This is a genomic window from Sphingomonas elodea ATCC 31461 (assembly GCF_000226955.1).
Lineage (GTDB): Bacteria > Pseudomonadota > Alphaproteobacteria > Sphingomonadales > Sphingomonadaceae > Sphingomonas > Sphingomonas elodea.
In genome coordinates this window covers 17,339-40,841 of record NZ_AGFU01000003.1, presented here as the reverse complement: position 1 = coordinate 40,841, position 23,503 = coordinate 17,339, and the positions used below count along the sequence as shown (strand labels likewise).

26 protein-coding genes are annotated in these 23,503 nt (G+C 68.5%); 5 read left to right on the top strand and 21 right to left on the bottom strand.

Annotated features, from left to right (window positions below; all coding sequences use genetic code 11):
* Positions 1-161: 161 nt before the first annotated feature.
* From murC to KK7_RS0101335, 15 genes are all read right to left on the bottom strand, one after another.
* Positions 162-1,574: a UDP-N-acetylmuramate--L-alanine ligase gene (murC, locus tag KK7_RS0101405; RefSeq protein ID WP_010542863.1), complete on the bottom strand. Its 1,413-nt coding sequence runs from the start codon at positions 1,572-1,574 to the stop codon at positions 162-164.
* Positions 1,571-2,725, bottom strand: coding sequence for an undecaprenyldiphospho-muramoylpentapeptide beta-N-acetylglucosaminyltransferase (gene murG / locus KK7_RS0101400; RefSeq protein WP_010542862.1), 1,155 nt, complete (start codon positions 2,723-2,725; stop codon positions 1,571-1,573). Before murG ends, murC begins: the two co-directional genes overlap by 4 nt.
* Positions 2,722-3,954, bottom strand: a complete 1,233-nt coding sequence (locus tag KK7_RS0101395) for an FtsW/RodA/SpoVE family cell cycle protein (RefSeq protein WP_010542861.1) — start codon at positions 3,952-3,954, stop codon at positions 2,722-2,724. Before KK7_RS0101395 ends, murG begins: the two co-directional genes overlap by 4 nt.
* On the bottom strand, positions 3,951-5,348 hold the full coding sequence (gene murD, locus KK7_RS0101390) for a UDP-N-acetylmuramoyl-L-alanine--D-glutamate ligase (protein ID WP_029622602.1): 1,398 nt from the start codon (positions 5,346-5,348) through the stop codon (positions 3,951-3,953). The genes KK7_RS0101395 and murD overlap by 4 nt, the downstream gene beginning before the upstream one ends.
* The gene (gene mraY / locus KK7_RS0101385; RefSeq protein WP_010542859.1) at positions 5,345-6,418 is read right to left on the bottom strand and encodes a phospho-N-acetylmuramoyl-pentapeptide-transferase; all 1,074 of its coding nucleotides are present in this window, start codon (positions 6,416-6,418) and stop codon (positions 5,345-5,347) included. Before mraY ends, murD begins: the two co-directional genes overlap by 4 nt.
* Positions 6,406-7,791: a UDP-N-acetylmuramoyl-tripeptide--D-alanyl-D-alanine ligase gene (locus tag KK7_RS0101380; RefSeq protein WP_010542858.1), complete on the bottom strand. Its 1,386-nt coding sequence runs from the start codon at positions 7,789-7,791 to the stop codon at positions 6,406-6,408. The genes mraY and KK7_RS0101380 overlap by 13 nt, the downstream gene beginning before the upstream one ends.
* On the bottom strand, positions 7,788-9,203 hold the full coding sequence (locus tag KK7_RS0101375) for a UDP-N-acetylmuramoyl-L-alanyl-D-glutamate--2,6-diaminopimelate ligase (protein ID WP_010542857.1): 1,416 nt from the start codon (positions 9,201-9,203) through the stop codon (positions 7,788-7,790). Before KK7_RS0101375 ends, KK7_RS0101380 begins: the two co-directional genes overlap by 4 nt.
* A complete protein-coding gene (locus KK7_RS0101370) occupies positions 9,200-10,903 on the bottom strand; it encodes a peptidoglycan D,D-transpeptidase FtsI family protein (RefSeq protein WP_010542856.1) in 1,704 nt (567 codons plus the stop codon). Before KK7_RS0101370 ends, KK7_RS0101375 begins: the two co-directional genes overlap by 4 nt.
* The gene (locus tag KK7_RS0101365) at positions 10,900-11,553 is read right to left on the bottom strand and encodes a hypothetical protein (RefSeq protein WP_010542855.1); all 654 of its coding nucleotides are present in this window, start codon (positions 11,551-11,553) and stop codon (positions 10,900-10,902) included. The genes KK7_RS0101370 and KK7_RS0101365 overlap by 4 nt, the downstream gene beginning before the upstream one ends.
* Positions 11,553-12,500, bottom strand: a complete 948-nt coding sequence (rsmH, locus tag KK7_RS0101360; RefSeq protein ID WP_010542854.1) for a 16S rRNA (cytosine(1402)-N(4))-methyltransferase RsmH — start codon at positions 12,498-12,500, stop codon at positions 11,553-11,555. Before rsmH ends, KK7_RS0101365 begins: the two co-directional genes overlap by 1 nt.
* A complete protein-coding gene (locus tag KK7_RS22240; protein ID WP_010542853.1) occupies positions 12,497-12,979 on the bottom strand; it encodes a division/cell wall cluster transcriptional repressor MraZ in 483 nt (160 codons plus the stop codon). The genes rsmH and KK7_RS22240 overlap by 4 nt, the downstream gene beginning before the upstream one ends.
* 575 nt (positions 12,980-13,554) lie before the next feature.
* Entirely contained in the window at positions 13,555-13,833 is a 279-nt protein-coding gene (locus KK7_RS0101350; protein WP_010542852.1) for a hypothetical protein, read from the bottom strand.
* An 85-nt stretch (positions 13,834-13,918) separates the two neighbouring features.
* Positions 13,919-14,911 (bottom strand): cysteine synthase A, encoded by a 993-nt coding sequence (locus tag KK7_RS0101345; RefSeq protein ID WP_010542851.1) that lies wholly within the window; start codon positions 14,909-14,911, stop codon positions 13,919-13,921.
* Between the two features lie 46 nt (positions 14,912-14,957).
* Complete coding sequence (locus tag KK7_RS0101340; protein WP_010542850.1) at positions 14,958-15,287, bottom strand: Mpo1-like protein; 330 nt, start codon at positions 15,285-15,287, stop codon at positions 14,958-14,960.
* Between the two features lie 3 nt (positions 15,288-15,290).
* Positions 15,291-15,734, bottom strand: a complete 444-nt coding sequence (locus KK7_RS0101335) for a hypothetical protein (protein WP_029622598.1) — start codon at positions 15,732-15,734, stop codon at positions 15,291-15,293.
* Positions 15,735-15,949: 215 nt separating this feature from the next.
* Between KK7_RS0101335 and KK7_RS0101330 the strand changes: the two genes are divergently transcribed.
* Positions 15,950-16,456 carry a DNA-deoxyinosine glycosylase gene (locus tag KK7_RS0101330; RefSeq protein ID WP_010542848.1) on the top strand — a complete coding sequence of 169 codons (507 nt, stop codon included), beginning with the start codon at positions 15,950-15,952 and terminating at the stop codon, positions 16,454-16,456.
* A gap of 109 nt (positions 16,457-16,565) precedes the next feature.
* A complete protein-coding gene (locus KK7_RS21410; RefSeq protein ID WP_010542847.1) occupies positions 16,566-17,900 on the top strand; it encodes a GAF domain-containing sensor histidine kinase in 1,335 nt (444 codons plus the stop codon).
* Here the strand turns inward: KK7_RS21410 and KK7_RS0101320 are convergent.
* Entirely contained in the window at positions 17,897-18,412 is a 516-nt protein-coding gene (locus tag KK7_RS0101320; RefSeq protein ID WP_010542846.1) for a hypothetical protein, read from the bottom strand. The two genes, KK7_RS21410 and KK7_RS0101320, sit on opposite strands and share 4 nt — an antisense overlap.
* 218 nt (positions 18,413-18,630) lie before the next feature.
* Between KK7_RS0101320 and KK7_RS0101315 the strand changes: the two genes are divergently transcribed.
* From KK7_RS0101315 to aat, 3 genes are all read left to right on the top strand, one after another.
* On the top strand, positions 18,631-19,020 hold the full coding sequence (locus tag KK7_RS0101315) for a hypothetical protein (protein WP_010542845.1): 390 nt from the start codon (positions 18,631-18,633) through the stop codon (positions 19,018-19,020).
* 102 nt (positions 19,021-19,122) lie between these two features.
* The gene (locus KK7_RS0101310; RefSeq protein ID WP_010542844.1) at positions 19,123-19,863 is read left to right on the top strand and encodes a ParA family protein; all 741 of its coding nucleotides are present in this window, start codon (positions 19,123-19,125) and stop codon (positions 19,861-19,863) included.
* On the top strand, positions 19,857-20,579 hold the full coding sequence (gene aat / locus KK7_RS0101305; protein WP_010542843.1) for a leucyl/phenylalanyl-tRNA--protein transferase: 723 nt from the start codon (positions 19,857-19,859) through the stop codon (positions 20,577-20,579). The genes KK7_RS0101310 and aat overlap by 7 nt, the downstream gene beginning before the upstream one ends.
* 30 nt (positions 20,580-20,609) lie before the next feature.
* On the opposite strand, the gene KK7_RS0101300 is transcribed toward aat, so the two are convergent.
* The 5 genes from KK7_RS0101300 to KK7_RS0101280 all read right to left on the bottom strand — a co-directional run bounded on the left by KK7_RS0101300 (position 20,610) and on the right by KK7_RS0101280 (position 23,468).
* Positions 20,610-21,242: a DUF2155 domain-containing protein gene (locus KK7_RS0101300; RefSeq protein ID WP_010542842.1), complete on the bottom strand. Its 633-nt coding sequence runs from the start codon at positions 21,240-21,242 to the stop codon at positions 20,610-20,612.
* Entirely contained in the window at positions 21,239-21,631 is a 393-nt protein-coding gene (locus KK7_RS0101295) for an NADH:ubiquinone oxidoreductase subunit NDUFA12 (protein ID WP_010542841.1), read from the bottom strand. The genes KK7_RS0101300 and KK7_RS0101295 overlap by 4 nt, the downstream gene beginning before the upstream one ends.
* Before the next feature lie 83 nt (positions 21,632-21,714).
* The gene (locus KK7_RS0101290; protein ID WP_010542840.1) at positions 21,715-22,131 is read right to left on the bottom strand and encodes a hypothetical protein; all 417 of its coding nucleotides are present in this window, start codon (positions 22,129-22,131) and stop codon (positions 21,715-21,717) included.
* 143 nt (positions 22,132-22,274) lie between these two features.
* Positions 22,275-22,859, bottom strand: coding sequence for a cold-shock protein (locus tag KK7_RS0101285; RefSeq protein WP_010542839.1), 585 nt, complete (start codon positions 22,857-22,859; stop codon positions 22,275-22,277).
* A 66-nt stretch (positions 22,860-22,925) separates the two neighbouring features.
* Complete coding sequence (locus KK7_RS0101280; protein WP_010542838.1) at positions 22,926-23,468, bottom strand: regulatory protein RecX; 543 nt, start codon at positions 23,466-23,468, stop codon at positions 22,926-22,928.
* Positions 23,469-23,503 lie beyond the last annotated feature (35 nt).

The following is a 23,503-nucleotide window of genomic DNA, read 5'->3' as shown; positions in this document are numbered from 1 at the left end:
GGGGGTGGGGCATGATCGATCCGCGAGTCCTCCGCGCGTGGCGGAGTCCCCCACCCCAACCCCGTGCTGGGTGAACAGCGCCCCGCGCTGTTCAGGCTCTGCCGGGGGCAGAGCCGACCCAGCACGCCTGAAGGGGAGGGGCTTAAGAAGAACCGCGTCGCTCACGCATCCCCCCGCGCAGCCGCGATCGCGGGCGCCAGGCCCGCCGCCCACTTCGTGATGTCACCCGCGCCGAGGCACACCACCATGTCGCCCTCGCGCACCACGCCGCCGAGCGCGGTTGCCAGTGCCGTCGCATCCGTGGTCGACGCCACCGCCCGGTGCCCGCGATGCGAGATCTGCTCGACCAGCGCATCGGCATGGACGCCCTCGATCGGCGCCTCGCCCGCCGGATAAACGGGGGCGACATACACCATGTCCGCATCGTTGAACGCCTGGGCAAACTCGTCCATCAGATTACCCAGCCGCGAATAGCGGTGCGGCTGCACCACCGCGATCACCCGGCCGCGCGTGCTCTCACGCGCTGCCGCCAGCACCGCGCGAATTTCCACCGGGTGGTGGCCGTAATCGTCGATGATCGAAGCACCCGCGACTTCGCCCACCTTGGTGAAGCGCCGCTTGACCCCGCCGAACTTGGCGAAACCCTGCTGGATCGTCGCGTCCGGAATGCCGAGTTCGAGCGCCACGCCGATCGCCGCCAGCGCGTTCTGGACATTGTGGCGGCCGGGCATCGGCAGCTCGATATTCTCGATCGAGCGGGTCGAGCCGTCGCGATTGCGGATGATCGCCTCGAACCGATTGCCCCCGGCATGCGGGGTGACGTTCACCCCGCGCACATCGGCGCTGGCGGCGAAGCCATAGGTCACGATCCGCCGGTCGCGGACGCGCGGGATGATCGCCTGCACTTCCGGGTGATCGAGGCAGAGCAGCGCCGCGCCGTAGAAGGGCACATTCTCGACGAATTCGACAAAGGCCGCCTTCACCTTCTCGAACGAGCCATAATGGTCGAGATGCTCGGGATCGATGTTGGTGACCACCGCGATCGTGCCGTCGAGCCGCAGGAAGCTGCCGTCGCTCTCATCGGCCTCGACCACCATCCACTCGCTGTCGCCAAGGCGCGCGTTGGAGCCGTACTGGTTGATGATCCCGCCGTTGATCACGGTCGGGTCCACCCCGCCGGCATCGAGCAGCGCCGCGACCATCGAGGTCGTCGTCGTCTTGCCGTGCGTGCCCGCCACCGCGACGGTGGACTTGAGGCGCATCAGCTCGGCGAGCATCTCGGCGCGGCGCACCACGGGGATGCGGTTCTGATAGGCGGCTTCCACCTCGGGGTTGGTGCGGACGATCGCGGTGGAGACCACCACCACGGCAGCCTCGCCCAGATTCTCGGCGGCATGGCCAATCGTGACCGGGATGCCCCGGTCGCGCAGCCCCTGCACGACATAGCTGTCCGCCACGTCCGAGCCCTGCACCTGATAGCCGAGATTGTGCATCACCTCGGCAATGCCGGACATGCCGATCCCGCCGATGCCGACGAAGTGAATGGTACCGATGTCGGTGGCGACGCCCTTCATGCGTAAGCTGGCCTTCCGTTCTTGTTGGCTTTCTGCACCTTGCCCACCGGGGCGCGCGGCGCATGGATCGATTCGACGAGGTCCGCCAGGTCGCGCACCGCATCGGGCCGGCCGACGCCGCGGGCGCGCGCCGCCGCATTCTCCAGTGCCTTGGTGTCGAGCCCCAGCTTCTGCATCTGCTTGGCGAGCTCCTGCGCGGTGAAGGCGCGCTGCGGAATGGTGCGTGCGCCGCCCGCCTCGGTGATCTCGCGCGCATTCGCCGTCTGATGATCGTCGGTGGCGCTGGGCAGCGGCACCAGGATCGCGGGACGCCCGGCGGCGGTCAGCTCGGCGATGGTCGAGGCCCCTGCCCGCGCGATCACCAGATGCGCCCAGGCCAGCCGCTCGGGCATGTCGGGCAGATAGGTCGCGACCTCTGCCGGAATCTCGTGTTCCTGATATTTGGCACGGACCATCTCGATGTCCTCGATGCGCGCCTGATGGGTCACCTGCAGCCGCCGCCTGAAATGCACCGGCAGCAGTGCGAGCCCGTCCGGCACCACCTGGCTGAGGATCGAGGCGCCCTGGCTGCCGCCGGTCACCAGCACGCGGAACAGCCCGTCTTCCTCCAGCATCGGATAGGGCTTGGCGCGCAGTGCCAGCACCGCCTCGCGCACCGGGTTGCCGGTGAGGTGGGTCTTGGCCGCCCAGCCGGGCTTCATCCGCTCGACCTTGTCATACGAGGTGGCGATCGCCGCCACCCGGCCCGCGACCAGCCGGTTCACGCGGCCCAGCACCGCATTCTGCTCGTGGATCACGGTAGGGATGCGCGCGCTGAACGCCGCCGCCAGCGCCGGAAACGCGGGATAGCCGCCAAAGCCGATCACCGCGGCGGGGCGCATCTGCTTGTAGAGCTTGCCGGCCATCGCCCGGCCCGCCAGCATCTGCCGCGCCGCCTTGAGATACCCCAGCGGCCCGCCGCCCAGCCGCCCGGCGGGCAGCACATGCGTCTCGACGCCCTCGAACAGCCCGGGAAAGCGCACGCCGCGTTCGTCGCTGACCAATGCCACCTGATGCCCGCGCCGTGCGAGCTCCACCGCCAGCGCGGCCGCGGGCACCATGTGCCCGCCGGTGCCACCGGCGGCGAGGACGTAAGTACGGCGTTCGGTCATGCGGCTTTGCTCCAGCGGCCGGTATAGGGAGACCGCTTCAGATACGGGTTTCGTCGCGTGAAAGCGAGCAGCAGGCCATAGCCGATCGAAAGCGCGATCATCGACGAGCCGCCATAGCTGATGAACGGCAGCGTCATGCCCTTGGACGGCGCGATGCCGGTGTTCACCGCCATGTTGATCAGCGCCTGCACGCCGAACTGCGAAGCGAGGCCCGCCGCCGCGAGCAAGCGGAACGGATCCTCCTCGTCGAGCAGCTTCATCAGCACGCGGACGACGATGGCGAGATAGAGCAGCACGATCACCGCGCAGGCGATCAGCCCGAACTCCTCGCCGATCACCGAGAAGATGTAATCGGTATGCGCCTCGGGCAGGCGGAACTTGATCTGGCCGCTGCCCGGCCCCGCGCCGAACAGCCCGCCGGCGCTCAGCGTGTCGTGCGCCATCTCCACCTGGTAGCGATCGGCCAGCGCTGCTTCCTTGGTCGGGAACAGGAAATTGTCGATGCGGGTGCGGGCGGTGCCGTAGAAGAAATAGGCCGCGACGACGCCGCCGATAGCCACGCCGCCCAAGCCGGCGATCGCGGCCGGCGAGATGCCCGAGAGCATCAGCAGGATCACCCATATGGTGGAGAACAGAATGGTCTGGCCGAAATCCGGCTGGAGCATCAGCAGCACAGCGATCAGCGCGGTGATCGCGCCGGTGACGATCATCACCGGCAGTTCGGGATCCTTGGCGCGAAACGACAGGATCCACGCGGTCGAGACGATGAACATGGGCTTGAGAAACTCGGACGGCTGCAGGTCCGATATGCCCAGGCCGATCCAGCGCTTGGCGCCGTTCACCTCATGCCCGATGATCGGCAGCAGCATCATCAGCCCGAGGAACACCACCGCGCCGGCAAGCGACAGCCGCCGCGCCGCCGAGGTCGGCAGCATCGAGACGATCACCAGCACCGGCACGCAGATGCACACCCACATCAGCTGGCGCCAGAAATAGTACATCGGCGGCACGATGTGCGCCGCGTCCGAGTAGCGCCGTGCGGTGGCGGGCGAGGCTGCGGCGACTGCCACCAGCCCGATCGCGATCAGGAACAGCGGCAGGAACAGCAGCACGCGGTCCACTTCCCAGAACCACATGCCCGCACGGGATTTGCTGGCGCGGCTCAATTGGTTGGAGATGCGCGGCCGGCCGCTCTTGTTTTCGTCCGCGTCTCCCGGCTGGCGGCTCACCCGAGCGCCTCCACCGCGGCCCGGAAGGCATCGCCGCGCGCCTCGAAATCGCGGAACTGGTCGAAGGAAGCGCAGGCCGGGGAGAGCAGCACGGCGTCGCCCGGCCGGGCATTTGCCGCAGCGGCGCGGACGGCTGCCTCCAGCGTGCCGGACTGCTCGACGGGCATCTCGCCCTCCAGCAGACCCGCGAACAACAGGCCCGCCTCGCCGATCGTATAGGCGCGCACGACATGGCCGAAGCCTGGGCGGCACGCCTCCAGGCTGTCGGTCTTGGCGACGCCGCCGAGGATCCAGTGGATGCGCGGATAAGCCGCGAGCGCAGGCGCGGTCGATTCCGGGTTGGTCGCCTTGCTGTCGTTGACGAACAGCACGCCGTTCCGCGTGGCGATCCGTTCCATGCGGTGCGGCAGGCCGGGGAAGCTCTCCAGCCCCCGGTCGATCGCGGCGCGGTCGATGCCGAGCGCCTCGCACGCGGCGATGGCAGCGAGCGCGTTCTGGGCGTTGTGCGGCCCCTGCAGCGCCGGCCAGCGCGATTGGTCCATGCACACGCCCGGCGCGATCTTGGTCACGTCCTCGGCGCGGCCGGAAAGCGCGACCCGCCGGGCGATGGTCGCCGAAGCGGCGTCGCCGATGCCGATGATCGCGGCATGGCCCTTGGACTGCATCGCGAACAGTCGTGCCTTGGACGCGGCATAGCCCTCGAACCCGTCATAGCGGTCGAGATGGTCCGGCGTGATGTTGAGCAGCACCGCGACATCGCAGTCGAGGCTCTGGGTCAGGTCGATCTGGTAGCTCGACAGCTCCAGCACATAGACGCCGCCCTCCGGCAGCGGCTCCTGCCCGAGGATCGGCAGCCCGATATTGCCGCCGAGGCGCGTCGGAATGCCCGCGGTCTCGATGATGTGGTGGATCAGCGCGGTGGTGGTCGACTTGCCGTTCGTCCCGGTGATGCCGACCACGCGGTGCGCCGGCAGATCGGCGCGCGCTTGCGCGAACAGCTCGATATCGCCGATCAGCGGCACGCCCGCCCTGCGCGCATGCGGCGCGATCGGGTGCCGGTTCAGCGGCACGCCGGGGGAGACGACCATGCCCGCGAAGCCGGTGAGATCGGCAGTGAGCGGGTCGGCGAACTCCAATAGCCCCTCCCCTTCAGGGGAGGGGTTGGGGTGGGGCATGGCCGATCCACGCACCGGCTCGCTGGTGGAGAGTCCCCCACCCCAACGCCTCCCCTGAAGGGGAGGGGCTTTAGCTAGCGACTCCCGCGCCGCCTCGTTCGAATCCCACGCCAGCACCTCCGCCCCGCTCGCCAGCAACGCGTGCACCGTCGCCGCGCCCGAGCGCGCAAGCCCGAGCACCGCGAAGCGTTTGCCGCGCCAGACCGGGCTGGTGATCACCGCAGCTTGAGCGTCGCGAGACCGGCCAGCGCCAGCACGAAGGCGATGATCCAGAAGCGGATCACCACCGTCGGCTCCGACCAGCCGAGCTGTTCGAAATGGTGGTGGATCGGCGCCATGCGGAACACGCGCTTGCCGGTGCGCTTGAAGAAGAACACCTGGATGATGACGCTCAGCGCCTCCATCACGAACAGGCCGCCGATGATGCCCAGCACCAGCTCATGGTGGGTGGTGACGGCGATGGTGCCGATCGCCCCGCCCAGCGCCAGGCTGCCGGTATCCCCCATGAACACCGCCGCCGGCGGCGCATTGAACCACAGGAACGCCAGCCCCGCCCCGATCATCGCGCCGCAGAAGATGGCGAGGTCGCCCGCCCCCGGCACGTGCGGGATGCCCAGATAGGTCGCGTAGATCTTGTTGCCCGCGAGGTACGCGATCAGCATGAACGCCATGCCCGCGATCACCACCGGCATCGTCGCGAGCCCGTCGAGCCCGTCGGTCAGGTTCACCGCATTGCCGAACGCCACGATCGTGAACGCCGCGAAGGCGATGTAGAAATAGCCGAGATTGGGATGCACCCAGCTGAAGAAAGGCACGTAGAGCTGGGTATTGCCCTCGGCGAAAATGATGATCGCGCTGGCGATGCCGGCGATCAGGAACTCGCCGAGCAGCCGCACCTTGCCCGAGACGCCCGCGGTCTTCTGCTTCCGCACCTTGTCGTAATCGTCGAGGAAGCCGATCATGCCGAAACCGAGCGTCACGAACATGCACGCCCACACATAGGCGTTGCGCAGGTCCATCCAGATCAGCAGCGAAAGCGTCAGGCTGGTCAGGATCATCAGCCCGCCCATCGTCGGCGTGCCGCGCTTGGCGAGGTGGCTCTGCGGCCCGTCGGTGCGGATCGGCTGGCCCTTGCCCTGGCGCAGGCGCAGCCAGCCGATGAACTTCGGCCCGATCAGCAGGCCGATCAGCAGCGCGGTCGCCACCGATCCGCCGGTGCGGAACGACAGGTACCGGAACAGATTGAGGACGCCGGGGAAGCCCAGCTGCTCCGCGATCAGATAGAGCATGTTTGCCTTTCCGCCAGCGCCGCGACGATCGTCGCCAGCCGCACGCCGTTCGACCCTTTGATGAGAACCGCATCGCCCGGCGCGAGCGTCGATTCGAGCTCGGCCTTCGCAGCTGCGGCATCGGCCACATGAACGAAATCCAGCCGCCCCTCAAGCGCAGCGGCCAGCGGGGCCATCGCTTCGCCCACCAAAATGGCTCGGCTCACCCCGGCTTCCGCGATCGGATCGGCAAGCTCGGCATGGAGCGCATCCGAATGCGTGCCCAGTTCGCGCATCTCACCGAGCACGGCGACCTTGCGACCCGCTTCGGCGGCGAGCACCTTCAGCGTCGCGCGCATCGATCCGGGATTGGCGTTATAGCTTTCGTCGATCACCAGCGCGGTGCCCTCGCCCACCGGCACGGTCATCCGTGCGCCGCGCCCCGCGAGGCCACCCAGTTCAGCAAGCGCGAGGCCGGCGATTTCGAGATCGCCGCCCACCGCGTCGACGGCGGCGAGGATCGCCATCGCGTTGGAGACCCAATGGTCGCCCGGCTGGGAGATGGTGAAGCTCAGTTCCCGGTCGCCGAAACGCGCCATCACGAAGGTGCCGCCACTCCGCGCACGCATCGTCTCGACCGCGCGATAGTCGGCGCCCTCGCCGAGACCGAAGGTCACGATCCGGCTGGCATAGGGCCGCGCGGCATCGAGCAACCGCTCCCGATAGGGGCTGTCGAACGGCACGATCGCGGTGCCGCCAGGCTCGAGGCCCTGGAATATCTCGCCCTTGGCGTCCGCGATGCCTTCCACGCTGTCGAAAAAGCCGAGATGCGCGGGGGCGATGGCGGTAACGATCGCGACATGCGGGCGCACCAGCCGGGTCAATTGCGCGAGTTCGCCGGCATGGTTCATGCCCATCTCGAACACGCCGAAACAGCTCTCGCGGGGCATGCGGGCAAGGCTCAGCGGCACGCCGGTATGGTTGTTGTAGCTCTTCACCGAGCGGTGCGCGCAGCCGGGATCGATCCGGTCGAGCGCGGCGAACAGCGCCTCCTTGGTGCCGGTCTTGCCGACCGAGCCGGTGACGCCGATGATCTTCGCGGCCGAACGCTGGCGGGAAGCGGCGCCCAGCGCGTTGAGCGCGTCGGTGGTGTCGGCCACCTGCACGCTCGGATACGTCGTCGCATCCGAAACCACCGCCCCCGCCGCGCCCTGCGCGAACGCCTGATCTAGGAACCGATGCCCGTCGGTGCTCTCGCCCTTCAGCGCGAGGAACAGGTCACCCGGGCCGACCTCACGGGAGTCGAAGGCGACGCCGGAGACGGCGAAGTCCGCAGCGGCGGTGCCGTCCGTGGCGGCGGCGATTTCGTCCGAGGTCCAAAGCTTGGAAGTCACGCCGTACACTCCCGTGCAACCGATACATCGTCAAACGGCAGCACCATCTCGCCCACGATCTGCCCCTGCTCATGCCCCTTGCCGGCGACCAGCACGATATCGTGCGGCGCGGCCATCGCGATCGCGGCGGCGATGGCCGCGCGGCGGTCGCCGATCTCGGTCGCTTCCGGTGCGCCCTTCAGGATCGCGCGGCGGATCTCGGCGGGGTCCTCGGTGCGCGGATTGTCGTCGGTGACGATCGCCACGTCGGCGCCCGACGCGGCCACCTGCCCCATCAGCTCGCGCTTGCCCGGATCGCGGTCGCCGCCGGCGCCGAACACCAGGATCAGCCGGCCCTCGGTATGCGGCTTCAGCGCCGCGATCGCCGCCTCCAGCGCATCGGGGGTATGGGCATAGTCGACATAGACCGGCGCGCCATTGGCGGCGATCACCGCTCGCTCCAGCCGCCCGCGTACCGGCTGCAACCGCGCGCAATCGGCAAGCGTCTGGGCAACATCGCCGCCGGTCGCGATCACCAGCCCCGCCGCGGTCAGCGCGTTCGCCGCCTGGTACGCGCCGATCAGCGGCAGCTTGACGGTATGGACCTTGTCCTCCGCCTCGATCTCCAGCGTTTGGCCGAGCAGCGAGGGCGTGCGGCCGACCAGCCGCAGCGTCTTGCCATGCTCGCCCACCGTGATCAGCCGGTTGCCCCGCATCCGCGCCAGATCCTCGACCTGCGGGCTGTGCGGATCGTCCGCCCACACTACCGCCGTGCCGTCGTCCGCCAGCACTTCGGCGAAAAGGCGCATCTTGGCGGTGAAATAGGTCGCCATGTCGCCATGATAGTCGAGATGGTCGCGGCTGAGATTGGTGAACGCTGCCGCGCGCACCGGCAGCCCCTCGGTGCGGTATTGCGACAGCCCGTGCGAGGAAGCCTCGAACGCCACATGCGTCACGCCCTCGCGCGCCAGCCCGGCGACGTTCGACAGGAAAGTGACGATGTCGGGCGTGGTCAGGCCGGTGGAGACGCGCTCATCCGCCGTGGTCACGCCGAGCGTGCCGATCGAAGCGGCGTGGAAGCCCGCCATCCGCCACAGCTGGCGCACCATCTCGACGGTGGAGGTCTTGCCGTTGGTGCCGGTCACCGCCGCGGTCGTGGTCGGAAACGGCGCGAAGAACCGCGCGGCGAGTCCTGCGAAGCGCTGGCGCGGATTGGCGTCGGCGATGTGCAGCGCGCCTTCCACCCTCGCCTCGGGCCGGGCCACCACCGCGATCGCCCCCGCCTTCACCGCGGCAGGGATGAAGTCCTCGCCGTTCACCTTCGCGCCCTCGAACGCGCCGAAGATCGTGCCCGGCGCCACCTTGCGGTGGTCGATCGCGAATCCGGTGACGACCGCGTCGTCCGCAGTGCCGATCAGTTGTCCCAGTCTCATTCGGTTCCGGCTCCCGGCTCCGGCGAGCGATCGACCAGCGGCAGCAGCCCGCTTTCGTCGATGTCGCGGGCATTGTCGGGCGCAATGCCCAGAAGGGCGCCGGTCCGCGAAATTACCCGCGAGACAACCGGCGCGACGGTCCAGGCCGCGGTGGTGCGCGGCGTATTGGCATTGGCCTTGGGCGAGTCGAGCATGGCAACCACCACATAGCGCGGCGCGTCGATCGGAAAAGCAGAAGCGAAGGTCGAGACGTTGCGATGCTTGTCATAGCCGCCCTCGCTCGCGGCCTCCGCGGTGCCGGTCTTGCCCGCGACGCGGTAGCCGGGTGCCTCGCCCTTGCGACCGGTGCCCTTCAGCACGATCAGCCGCAGCAGCTGGCGCATCCGATAGCTGGTCGCCTCCTGAAAGATGCGCTTGCCCTGCACCGGATGCTCGGCATCCACCTTCATCAGCGTCGCCGGATGCCAGGTGCCGCCATTGACCATCGCCGCATAGGCGGCGGCCAGGTGCAGCGGCGTCACCGCGATGCCGTGGCCATAGGCGGTGGTCATCACCGTAATCCGCCCCCAGTTCGCCGGCCAGAGCGGACGCACCGCGCCGATCTCGATGCTCGGCCGCTGATCGAAGCCGAGGCGGCGGAACACGTCCTGCATCTTCTCCGCGCCCAGTTCGTCGGCGATGCGCGCGGTGGCGATGTTCGAGGAATAGATCAGGGTCTCGGGGATGTTGAGCCAGCGGAACTGCTCGTCGCCCGGATCGTCATGGATGGTGAACCGGCCGACCTTCATCGGCGCGGTTGCGTCGAACCGCCGCGACATCGAGGTGATCGTACCCGAATCGATCGCCGCCGCCACCGCGATCGGCTTGAAGGTGGAGCCCAGCTCGTAGACGCTCTGCGTCACGTTGTTGCGCGGCGGCGGGCCGCCCAGCTGGTTGGGGTTGAAGCTCGGCAGCGAGGTCATCGCGACGACTTCGCCGGTATGCACGTCCAGCACCACGCCGGCCGCGCCACGCGCCTGCAGGTCCACCATCGCGCGGCCCAGCTCGCTTTCCAGCGCCGCCTGGACGCGCGTGTCGAGCGACAGCGTTACCGGCTTGCCGCGCAGCGCCGGGTCGGTCAGCCGCGCCTCCAGCACCTTTTCCATGCCGGTGACGCCATGGCCCTTGTCGTCGAGATAGCCGAGGACATGCGCCGCCATGTCCGACTGGGGATAGAGCCGGTCCGTCTCGCGCTGGAACTCGATCGCCGGCTCGCCCAGCGCGTTCATCTGGTTGACCAGTTCGGGCAGCGCCCGGCGCTTGAGGAAGGCGAAGCCGCCGCCGCTGTTCAGCAGCGCATAATATTGCGCCTGGCTGCGCTCCGGGATCAGCTCGGCGAGCTTCTGCGCCAGGGCCGCCTTGTCCCCGATCACCTGGTTGGGATGGATCGCGATCGTCCAGGCGTCGATGCTGCGCGCGAGCGGCGTGCCGTTGCGGTCGACGATATCGCCGCGCGCGGGCACCAGCGCGTTGGTCAGGTCGCGCGGGCTGGCCGGCCCGGCCGAGAGCGCAAGAAAGGCGAGCTTGCCCAGAATCGCGAGAATGCCCGCCCCGAACAGCAGCGCGAGCACCATCAGCCGCAGATGCGCGGTGGCGACGAGCGCCTCGCGCCCGCCGCCCGATCCGCGCGCCCGCGCCGGGGGGGCGACGACGACGATCATTGCTTCGCGGTCTGCTCGCGCTTCGCCACCCGGCGCAGATCGCTGATCGTGGTCGCACTCAGCAGCGACCGATCGGGCTTGGCGAGCCGTGCCTTGTCGACCTTCTGCATCAGCCTGCCCAGATCCTCCTCGGGCTTGTTGTCGCGCGCGGCGACGCGGACGACGGTCGACACCGACGGCTTGGCCGCCGGCGCCTTCACCGGCGCGGCCGATGCGGTCGCGACCGGCTTCACCGGTGCCGCCGGGGTCGGGGTCGGCGTCGCTACCGCCGCCGTCTCCACCGGCCGGGTGCCAGTGGGGATCACCAGCGCCGCGGTCTGCACCCTGGCGTCACCGCCCGCCGCCGGGGTCGCGGTTACCGGCTGGTCGAGCGCAGCAAGGCCGCTCGCGCTCGCCAGATATTGCTGCGGCTGCGGCGCGTTCATCGCCAGCACGTCGCCGTTCCACCGCTCGATCTGGGCCATGTTGGCGCGGGTGTCGAACTCGGTTTCCAGGCCGCGAATGTCCTTCTGCGCCTCGATGATGGCGACCTGCGTCGCCTTCAGCTTGGCGCGCTCGGCCGCACCGTGCGAATTCACCATGTAGCAGGTCGGCGCCACGACCGCGACGCACAGGAACCAGCCAAGCCCCCTGAAGCCATAGACCGCCATTACGCCACTCCATCCCCAGCCCACGGCGCCGCATCCGTCCGCCGCGCCGCGCGCAGCGTTGCCGAACGGGCGCGCGGGTTACGCACCAACTCCGCCTCGCCAGGGCGCACGGCCTTGGCGGGCGTCTCAAAACTCGGTTCCGCCCGCGGTCCCACCGCCGGGCGATGCCGCGAACCCGCCGGCGTGCTGCCGCTGCGTTCGCGGAAGAAGCGCTTGACCAGCCGGTCCTCCAGGCTGTGGAACGTCACCACCACCAGCCGCCCGCCGGGCTTCAGCACGCGCTCGGCGGCGACGAGCACGTCGGTCAGCTCGTCCAGCTCGCGGTTGATGTGGATGCGCACCGCCTGGAAGGTCCGCGTCGCGGGATCCTTCTTGTCGTGCGGGCGATAGCCGAGCGCGCGGCGCACCACCGCCGCCAGCTCCGAGGTGCGGGTCAGCGGCCGCGCTTCCACGATGAACTTCGCCACCCGGCGGGCGCGCGGTTCCTCGCCATAGTGGAACAGTATGTCGGCGATCTCGCCCTCGTCGGCGCTGTTCAGCCAGTCGGCCGCGCTCATCCCTTCACCGGCCATGCGCATGTCGAGCGGCCCGTCCTGCTGGAACGAGAAGCCGCGCTCGGCCTGGTCGAGCTGCATCGAGGAGACGCCGATATCGAGCACCACCCCGTCGACGGGCGCCAGGCCGCGTGCTTCCAGTTCCTGCGCCATGCTGCTGAACGGCGCATGGATCAGGGTGAACTGCCCCGCGCTTTCCGCGACCAGCCGCACGCCGTTCGCGATCGCGGTCGGATCGCGGTCGAACGCCGCAACGCTGGCGCCCGCACCCAGCATGGCGCGCGTATAGCCGCCGGCACCGAAGGTACCGTCGACATGGGTCTCGCCGGGCTGGATCGCCAGCGCGTCCAGCACCTCGTCCAGCAGCACGGGGATGTGGGGCGCGTCGGTCACAGCGCCCCCTTCTGCTGCATCAGGTACAGGCAGATTTCCTTGAGTTCGGGATCGGCGGTTTCGCTGGCGAGCAGCTCGTCGGGCGCCCAGATGTCGAACGTGTCGCCGCTGCCGACGAAGAACGCCCATTTCTGGATCTTCGCCTTGGCGCGGAAGAAGGGCGGCAGCACGAACCGCCCACTGTCGTCGTACGGCGCCTTTTCGACCAGGCCGAAGGCGCGGCGCTTGGGGCGCACGCTCGGCTGTTCGCCGCGATCCAGCGCCTGCTGGTCGAGCCGGTCGATGCGCTCATATTTGGTGCGCGACCAGCCGGTGTCGTGCGCGGAGAGGCACGGATCCTCCGCATGGACCCCGATCACGATCTGGCGGACGTCGGAATTGCGCTCGGCAGCAGCGCGCAGGTCGGCGGGTATGGCGACGCGACCCTTCTGGTCGACCGCCTGGAGCGCAAATCCTTCGAAGAGCTCCCTGTCTGCCACGCCAAAACCCCAAGCCGGGCACGACTCTCCCGCCGCCGGAATCACGCGGACCGTGCCCAGCTGACGATGTTCGGGAGAAAAGGGTTCGTGCCCCCCTTTAGTGTGCCCTTTTAATCACAATATAGCGGGGGAAACAACGGGAGAGTTGGGGACAGGCAGGGATTTCACCCCACTGATCGCCACCGTTGACCGTTTTTCATGGAATGGTCTTGCTATGTTCGTGTTTTACCCCCTTCAAATGGGGTAGTCGTTCCGGAAAAATGCTTAATGCCGCGGCTACCACCGCCTCTCCGCATCCGTCGGCAGGCCGAGAACGGCGGGGCGCGCCACGCGACGGCCAGCCACCACCATATTGAAATCGCGGTATATTTACCACGCTCGCCGCACCATGGCCGGAGTCGGCCGGGGGGTCGTCCCGGAAAAGTGGGGCCATTTCCCCGACCGTCCCCGATCGCGTGCCCGCAGGGCGTGAAGTCCCCGCATGCCCCGCTGCACGCCGATGATACGACTTCAGCAGGTGCGCAACTGCATGGCAGCGGATACCCGGGCGCCGCGCGCGCTCCGGAGTCGCGGGGTCAGTTGCCCGCCGCGTCCTCGCGCTGCGCCTGTTCGCGCGCCTTGGCGGCGGCATCGTCGGCCCCCGGCGCCACGCCCAGCTCGGCGAGCGGCTCGTCGCGGGTGCGATCGGCCGCGGCATTGTCGACGCCGGTCAGGTTGGCGACCACGGCGGCGTTGGAGGCGCCCGCCGCGCTCACCGGCGCCTCGCGATTGGCCGAGGAGAAGATCATGAACGACAGCGCCATCAACAGGATCACCGCCGCGAGTCCGGTCATGCCGACGCGGATGCGCTGCATCGCCTCTGCTGGATCCTGGTGCGAACCGAATTTCATGACTGTGGCATAAATGTAACGCACAAGCGCGCGCTTGTCGAGAGAAGCCTCAACGCGCGGCCGGCGCCTCCGGCTGCGCCAGTCCCTTGGCCTCCAGCCAGGCGGGATTGTACAGCGTCGAGAGGTAGCGGAAGCCGGTGTCGCACAGGATCGTCGCGATCCGCTTGCCCGGCCCCAGCGCTCGCGCCAGCCGCACCGCGCCGGCGACGTTGATGCCCGAGGACAGGCCGAGGCACAGCCCCTCCTCCGCCAGCAACCGGCGCACCCATTCCATCCCCTCCGCGTCGGAAATGCGGAACTGGGTATCGATCGGCGCCCCTTCCAGATTGCCGGTGATCCGCCCCTGGCCGATCCCCTCGGCCACCGAAGAGCCCTCGGCGCGCAGTTCGCCACAGGCGTAATATTCGTAGAGCGCGGCGCCGTGCGGATCGCTGAGCGCGATGGTCACGCGCTCGTCCTTGGCCTTCAGCCCCAGTCCCACGCCCGCGATCGTGCCGCCGGTGCCCGCCGCGCAGGTAAAGCCGTCGATCCGGCCATCCATCTGCATCCAGATTTCCTCCGCCGTGCCCACGATATGCGCCTTGCGGTTGGCGATATTGTCGAACTGGTTGGCCCAGATCGCGCCGGGCGTTTCCTCGGCGATGCGCCTGCTGGTGTGGACGAAGTGGCCGGGGTTCGAATAGGGTGCCGCCGGCACCAGCACCAGCTCGGCGCCGAGCGCGCGCAGCGTATCCATCTTCTCGCGCGACTGGGTCTCCGGCATCACGATGATCGTGCGATAGCCCTTGGCGTTGGCGACCAGCGCGAGGCCGATGCCGGTATTGCCCGCCGTGCCCTCGACGATCGTGCCGCCGGGCGCGAGCGTGCCCTGCTCCTCGGCGTCGTTGACGATGTAGAGCGCCGCGCGGTCCTTCACCGAGGCGCCGGGATTGGCGAACTCGCACTTGGCGAAGATGTCGCAGCCGGTCGCGTCGCTGGGCCCCTTCAGCCGGACGAGCGGGGTATTGCCGATCAGCGCGAGCGTATTCTGGGAAACGTGCATGGCCGGTAGATAGGGGCCTGCCCGCCCGCTTCGCAAGCAATGCAATCTATTCGGCGACCCCTGCCTGCTTCAGATGCGGCCCCAGCCGCCCGGTGAGCCACAGAAAGAACATCCGGTAATCCGAGGCGAGCGACCAGAGCGGGTAGGTGAAGGTCGCCGGACGATTATGCTCCACCGCGAAATGCGCGCCCCAGGCAAAGCCGTATCCGGCCAGCGGAATGGCGAGCAGCCACAAACTGTCGAGCGTCAGACCCGCCGCCAGCGCAACGAAGGTCAGCGCGGTCCCGGCATAATGGAGCCGGCGCGTGGCTGGCTTGCCGTGCTCGCGGAGGTAATGGAGCCAGAAGTCCGGGTAGCGGGTGATCGTGCGGGCCATGGCTCAATGCTCCCGCAGCAGCGCCCGCAACGCCTCGATGCTGGCCGCGAACGCCGCCTGGTCCTCGGGCCGGTCCGACGCGCGCAGCAACGCCAGGTCGTGGCGCAACCCCTCGATGCGATCGGCGGCGGCTTCGTGCTTGATCCGATCGATCCGCGCAGCGAGGTCGGCGATGGCCGCGAAGGCGGGGTTCTCGGCATGATCGGGCTGTCGTTCGACCAGCACGGCGACGGCATCCAGCAGCTTGCCGATCTGCCGGCCGTAGCTTTCCTGGGAGAGGATGCGTTGCTCCGTCTGCGGCGCGCTCGAATTCTGCTCGTTGATGGTGATGTTGCCGAAGGTCCAGCCGGGATTGATCGACTGCCAGAGCTTCTGCGGCGCGAATGCCGCGTTGATCCAGGGGCGCCAGCTCTCGGCCCACAAGTCACCAGACGAAGGTTGCGTCATCTCGGCTCCGATCGCGACAGAACACGGGTTGGACCGGCACAGCATGACCGTTTGGGGAGGGAACTTCCAGTATGTCCTGTTCGCGCGTGCGAATTTCTTTATCCCCGTCGTGGGCGGAACCCCAGCCTACGCCAAAGACCTCCTCGCCAGCCGGTGCTGCGGGATGCGGCTGCGCCCCCTTCCCGTGCCCCGCCCCCGTCCCTACACCCACGCCCATGCCCGAGCGCAAGCACAGCTTCCCGCCCATCGTCGCGCCCGATACGCGCCTGCTGGTGCTCGGCTCGCTGCCCGGCGAGCGGTCGCTGGCGGCGGAGCGCTATTATGCGCATCCGCAGAACCAGTTCTGGCAGTTGCTCTCCCCCGCCGCCGGTTGCGACCTCGCCGCGCTCGCCTATGACGCGCGCCTCGCCGCACTCCGCGCCGCGCGGATCGGACTGTGGGACGTGGTCGCCAGCGCGACCCGGCCGGGGAGCACGGACGCGGCGATCCGCGATGTCGCGCCGCACGACATCGCCGCGCTTGCCGCCACCCTGCCCGATCTGCGCGCGATCGCGTTCAACGGCGCCACCGCGCACCGCCACGGCCTGCGCCAGCTCGGCGCCGCTGCCGCCCACTACGCGATCCTATGCTTGCCCTCGTCGAGCCCGCTGCACACCGTCGGCCTCGCCGCCAAGCTGCCGGCCTGGACCGCGCTATGCGCCTGTTTGGATGATAACGCTTAGCAATAGCGAACCATCAGAACCGCCGCATCAGGGCAGTTAAGACCAAGTAGCAATACGGAATAGGGGCATCTGCGCAGATGCAATACCGTCATTGTCGAGCAATCATATCATGTTGGACTGCAGCGACCTCTCCCGCGATAGCGCCAAGGCCTGCGAGACCGGCAGCGAGGACCATTGGCACCGCCAGTTGCTCGAACTGCTGGCCGATACCGCCAGCGAGTTGCTCCAGGCCGAAGACCTTGCCCCCGCGCTCGATCGCATCTTCGCCCAGATCCGCAATGCCCTCCAGCTCGACGTCTTCTTCCATTATGCCTTTGACGAGGCGGCGGAGATGCTGGACCTGGTCGCCTGGGGCGGCGTCGACGAAGCGAAGATGGCGGACTGGCGCCGCATCGGCATCGGCCATTCGGTGTGCAGCGTGCTCGCGCAGGAGCGGCGCGTATCCATCGGCGAAAACATCCAGCGCTCGGACGATCCCCGCCATGCCGTGGCCAAGGGCATGGGGATCGACGCCTTCTACGGCACGCCACTGCTCCACAAGGACAGGCTGCTTGGCACGCTCGCCTTCGGGCGACGCTGCCGCCCCCGCTTCAGCGACGCCGAGATCCGCTTTCTCCAGACGCTGTCGAGCTATGTGACCCTTGCCGACCACCGCATCGGCGTCGACCGCGAGCTCCGCGCGCGCCTGCAGGAGCGCGACCGCATGCTCGCCGAGCGCAGCGCGATCGAGCGGCAGATGCTGGAGCTCACCCGGGCGAGCGCGCTGGGTTCGATCGCCGCCACCGTTGCGCACGAACTCAACCAGCCGCTGGCCGCCGCGGCCAACTATCTGGCAGCGCTGCGCCTTTCGCCCAACAGCGCCGAGTCCACGCGCGCCCTGGCGGTTTCCGCCGAGCAACAGATGCACCGCGCCGGCGAGATCATCCGCCGCATCCGCCGGATGGTCCGCCACAACGACCTGATGCTGGAAGACCGCGCGCTCGCTCCGGTGATCGAGGACGCGGTGCTGCTGGTCCGCGCCGCTGCGCCACAGCTGCTGTCGCGGGTGCATCTCGATCTCGGCGACGACGCGCGCCACGCCCGGTTCGACAATGTCCAGATCGCGCAGGTGCTCGCCAATCTGCTGCGCAATGCCGGCGAGGCGTGTATCGGGCGGACGGATGCCGCGGTGACCGTCGCCACCCGGGCACACGGGCCGGGCGCGGTGGTGGTGCGGGTGATCGACAATGGCTGCGGCGTCTCGCCGGAGGTGCAGCCCAGCCTGTTCCAGCCGGGCCTGGGCAAGGGCGACAAGCCCGGCGGCATGGGGCTTGGCCTCGCCATCTCGCACCATCTGATCGAGGGCCATGGCGGCCGTATCTGGGTGGAGGATACGCCGGGCGGCGGCGCCACCTTCGCTTTCACCCTGCCCGCCATCCTGGAACCGGCCGAAGTCGCCCTCTAGTCCGCGGTGTTGCCCACGGCGTTGCCGGCATTGTCCGCCTCATAGGGAACGGCGAGCGCTTCGTTGTACATGTCGCGGTGGACCTGCTCGATCGTCTGGGGATGGCCGCAGCCTTCGAGGACGCGCGCACCGATCCGCACCTCGGCGAGGACGACTCCGCCGTCCCCGCAGGTGCCCGGCCGCAGCGTAATCGTCACCGGCGCCCCGTCCGGGGTCTCGGTCGGGTAGACCGCCTTGCCGTCCGTCAGCTGCGGGGAAATCGGATAGAAGGGCACGGGCTTGCCGTCGGCCGGCCGATAGAGAATGCGCCCCGGCGCAAGATCGATCCGCCAGCCGGTTTCCAGGGCCCCGCCCCGCAGCTGCAACGGCCGGGAAAGATCGACGCTGCCCAGCATCGGCCCGGGCTGCACCGCCGCATTGGCGGGATCGTCGGCGGCATTCTCGGTGGGCGTTCCGCCGCACGCGCCCAGCAGGGCCAGCGGCACCAGGATCCAGCACAGGCTCGGCTTCATTCCACTCTCCTCGCCCGACTTCCCTGCGCAGTCGCCGCGGCGCGGTCAAGCAGGGTAAACGGCGTGCTGCACCTGCCCTCTGCACTGTTCCCGGCTGCCGCAATGTTTCCAGCAAGCGCAACATTGCGTCCACCCCGTTGCGCTGCACCATGGTATGAGACCTTGTACCCCGTTTTCGCTTGACGATGATTACCGCCTGAGGAAAAGCACCCTACGCTATGAAAAACGCCTCCCCCCTCGCCCTCGCCGCCGCGGCGCTGCTCTCGCTCGGCGCCTGCAACAACAAGCCGGAAGTGGTCGACAGCCGCGCGCCCGATCCCATGGCGTCGCAGCTCGCCAACGCCGCGCCGGTCGAAGCGCCGCCGACGATCGAAGCGACCGTCAGCTTCCGCTGCCAGCCGGGCAACACGCTGCTGTTCGTCGACTTCTTCAAGGGCGGCAAGATGGCCTCGCTGCGCGAGAAGAAGGATTCGATGAAGTCGGTCCTGCTCAACGCGCCGGAAGCCGGCAAGCCCTATGTCGGCGAAGGCGGCTACAAGCTCGACGGCGACGCCAAGGCAGCCAAGATCACCCTGGCCGACGGCTCGGTCCACACCTGCAAGGCCTGAGCCCGCAGGCGGGTCGCATGCCCGCTGCAACGCAAAAAACAAAGCCCGGCGGTATTTCCGCCGGGCTTTTTTCATGCCAGCTTCACGCCCGAGGAGACTCCAGTGGCGACGGTTGCGATTTACAGCCTGAAGGGCGGCGTCGGTAAAACCACGCTCGCGATCAACCTTGGCTGGGCATCGGCGATGCGTTCGGCCCGACGCACCCTGTTGTGGGACCTCGATCCACAGGCTGCGTCCAGTTTCCTGCTCGGCTGCGACGCGCCCGGCAGTCACCCCGCCCAGGCGATCTTCTCCAAGGACACCCCCGCCGCCAGGCTGGTCCGCGCAACCGCCATCGACCGGCTGGCGCTTCTCCCCGCGGACAGCTCGCTGCGCCAGCTCGACCATCTGTTCCACGCGCTCGACAAGAAGAAGCGGCTGAGCAAGCTGCTCGGCGATCTGGGCAGCGACTATGACCGGATCCTGCTCGATTGCCCGCCCGGCCTCACCGAGACCAGCGAGCAGGTGATGCGCGCCGCCGACCTGATCGTGGTGCCGGTCGTGCCCTCGCCGCTCTCCCAGCGGGCATTCGAAGAGGTCGCGGCGCATCTCGCCCGGCGCGGTGCCAGAGTGCCGCTGCTGCCGGTCCACGCGATGGTCGATCGCCGCCGCAAGCTTCATGCCGAGGCCCTGGCTCGCGAGCCCGGCTGGCCGGTGATCCCGATGGCGAGCCTGATTGAATCGGTCGCGGTGCAGCGCGCGCCGGTCGGCGCCTTCGCACCCGGCAGCGCCGCCGCCCGCGCCTTCAACGATACGTGGCAGGTGGTTGAACGATTCCTCGCGGACGGCGTACCGCGATGGTGACCCGGCATCGCCCCCGCCCGAAGGACCTCGATCCAGCACTCGTCCTGCGCGCCTATGCCATGGGCGTGTTCCCGATGGCCGATACCCGGGACGCGGAGTCGGTCTATTGGGTGGAGCCAAAGTTGCGCGGGGTCCTGCCGCTCGATCGTTTCCACTGCGCGCGCTCGCTACGCAAGACGATCCTGTCGGATCGTTTTCGCGTGACCGTGGACCGGGATTTCGCCGGCATCCTCCGCCTTTGCGCCGAATCCGCGGCAGACCGGCCGGACACCTGGATCAACGGCACGATCGAACGCGCCTTTCTGGAGCTTCACCGCCAGGGCCACGCCCATTCGATCGAATGCTGGGACGGCGACCGGCTCGCCGGCGGGCTGTACGGCCTCGCCCTCGGTCGCGCCTTTTTCGGGGAATCGATGGTGACGCGGGTGCGCGATGCCTCGAAGGTGGCGATCGCGCATCTGGTCGCGCGGCTGAAAGCGGGTGGTTTCCGGCTGCTTGATTGCCAGTTCATCACCGATCACCTCGCCTCGCTCGGTGCGATCGAGATCCCGCGCGACGACTATGTCGCGCTGCTCGCCGATGCGCTGGGCAGCGCCGGTATGCCGCTTGCCACGGCCGACCTCTTCGCGCTCGACGCGCCGGAAAGCGACGCCGGGCCTGCGCCGGTGCCGCTCTCGCGCAAGGTGATCGCGAAGCTCCTGGAATCGACGTCGTAGAGAGGCGCCGCCGCGCGGACGAGCGGACGATCAGGTCGCGTTGGCGGGCGGCGGCGCGGTTTCCGGCTCGGCCGGCGCCGTTTCGTTGCCTGTCGGGTCGGTCGATCGTCTGCCCCCCGCGGCACCCGGAGCGGAGGCGGGCACCGTATCCGGCCCGGTGTCGCGGAAGGTCATCGCGCAGCTCTTCGGCCAGACGTCGTAGATCGGGTGTTGCACTACGTTGAGCGCGGGCTGTTCCTTGTAGAGCCAGCCGGAGAAGACGCGGTGCCAGCGCTGGTCCTCGCGCCGGACGTCCATCTGCACGAAGGCGCCGGTCAGTCGATCCTGCTCCCAGGGTGCGGTGCGCTCGCAGGCGCGCAGCCGCACCGTGACCTGCCCGTCGATGCGGGCGGCCTGGCCGGGCTTCAGCGTGATCTCGCGCTCGACACCGTTGCGCTTGTTGAGCACGCCCAACACCGCGATGCGCTCGCGCATCGGCGTGGCGGCGGCATCGACGGTCGCCGCGTCGGGTCCGACCGAAACCGTGTCGACACCCTGATTGTCGCCCGAGCCGGTGATGACCAGTTCGTCGCCGGCATTATCGCCGGCAGCGGCGCCCTTGCCGCTCCCGCCACCCGAACATCCGGCCAGCGCGAGCGCGGCGAGCGCCGCGGCAACCCTCATGCGTCGGGGGTCCAGGCCTCGTAGTCACCGGTGGCGCGGGCGCGCTGCGCACCCTTTTCGAGCGCACCAGGGGGGCGATAGGCGAGTTCGGTACCGGTCAGATTGGGCTCGGCGGGCTTTTGCCAGGCGCGCACCGGCGGCAGCGACTCATCGGGCGCGCCCTCGATCTGGTGGTGCAGCCAGCTGAACCATTCCGGCGGGATGCGACTGGCGTCGTTGGACCCCTTGTAGATCACCCAGCGGCGCGGAATGCCGTTGGGGTCGCGGCCACCCTCGAAATAGAGGTTGCCGAGCGAGTCCTCGCCGACGCGCGTCTTGCCGCGCAGTCCCATGCGAGTGCCGAACGTGGCGCCGTTCCACCAGGTGAAGATCGGAAAAGGAAGTCCCATGGCCCTGCCCGATACCGCCAAGCGCGCGGCTCGGCAAGGTTCGGATGCGTGCGGAGGCCGCTTGGCGATAGAAGGAGGTACGGTCAGCGTGCCGGATGCGCCAAAAGGAACCACGATGCCCTCGACCAATCCGGGCGCCAGCGGGAGCGCGGGATCGCGAAAGGTGGCGAGGTTGGCGGCTCGGTCGTCCGATTCGGCGATCGCGGCCCTGCTGCCGAATATGCCCGCTTGTCGAACCGCCGCGATCCGATGTCCTGTGCGGCGAGCGCCGGTCCGAGCAGCTTCGTGCTGTCGGAATGGGCGCGCAGCCGGCCCTTCCCCTCACGATCGGTGGGGCGCGAGCCTCGCAGCAGCACCACCGGCCCGCCCGACACGGGCACGATCAGCGTGCCGGCAACCGCCCCCAGCGGGCCGGGCGCCTCGATCGACACCTCGACCGGGCCTGTGCGTGGCGAAAGCTGTGCGCGCGAGCGGCAGGGGGCGCGAACCCAGGACAGCATATCGGCGCCCCCCGATAAAGACGATATCATCTTTCGGCTTTGAGCGCCTGCGCAAGCCGGACGGGCGGGCAATGCAAGACAGGCGGCACCCGATGGGCCCGCCTGTTGCCGTTCCGCCGGTTTATTCGAACAGTCAGCCCGCGTCAGAGCGGTCGTTCTACCGCCACGGCCAGCGGCCCCTTGTCGCCACCGACGATCCGCGCCCGCAGCGCCTGACCCGGCTCGACTTCCTCGATCCCGGCACGGCGCAGCGTCTCCATATGGACGAAGATGTCCGCGGTATCGCTCGCACGGACCAGGAAGCCATAGCCCTTCAACCGGTTGAACCACTTCACCGACACCGGTTCGAACGGACCCGCCTCGCCGATCAGTTTCAGCCGCTCCACTCGCTCCACGGGCCGTTTCACCGGCTCCACCGCCTCGCTCAGGTCGATCGAGACCACCGTCTTCGCCTGCAGCCCCCGCTGCCGCTGGACGGCGATGCATTCGATACGCGCGCCTTCGGGAAGGCTGCGGCGGCCATGATCCTGCAATACCGAAAAATGGATCAGGATATCGCCCACCGTGGGATCGTCGGCGACGAGGAAGCCGAAGCCCCGTGTCACGTCGAACCACTTAATGACCCCACGATACACCCGCTCATCGAGTTCGGAATCGCCCACGAACCGGAGTTCCCCTTCCGATGCGACCGGATAGTGTTCAGACGCCAGCTGTTGCTCAGCACGCATTATCGTTATCCCCCAAGCCAGCAACATTAACACAGCATTACCCGGAAGGGGAATCGCTTTATGCGATCAGGAATGTCCCGTCGTGAACAGGGCATCCGGATCCTCTCCCGGTTCCATGCTCAATATTCTAAACGCAAATTCAGCCGGATGCCCCGCCCGTAAAAATGCGGCGACTTGCTTTTTGTGAAGTTCGCGATCCGCCGTGCTCGAAGCGAAAGGTCCGAATCGGCGGCGACGCGCGAAGACGAGCGCGCTGCGCAGCGCATCCGCCGCGATCGCCTCGGCCAGATCGGCGGTGTCCTCCGCATCGATGCCGTCCTGGCGCAGCGCCATCGTCACCCGACGCGCGCCCATGCCCCGCCGTGCGAGCGCGCGCACCCGCGCCTCTGCGAAGGCACGATCGTCGACATAGCCGCGCTCGGCCATCCGCTCTGCCACGCCCTCCGGGTCGGGCGGCATATCCCCTTCCCATCCGCGCTCGCGGAGCTTACGGGTCAAATAAGCAGTCAGGCGCGCACGGGTGGTGGCAAAGCGCTCGACATAGCGCAGCGCCAGCCGGTCGAGATCGGCGGCGACGAGCGGTGGCTTGGAACGGGACGGTTCGGGCATGCGCCTTGATTGTGCCACACTGCCAACCGATTTTG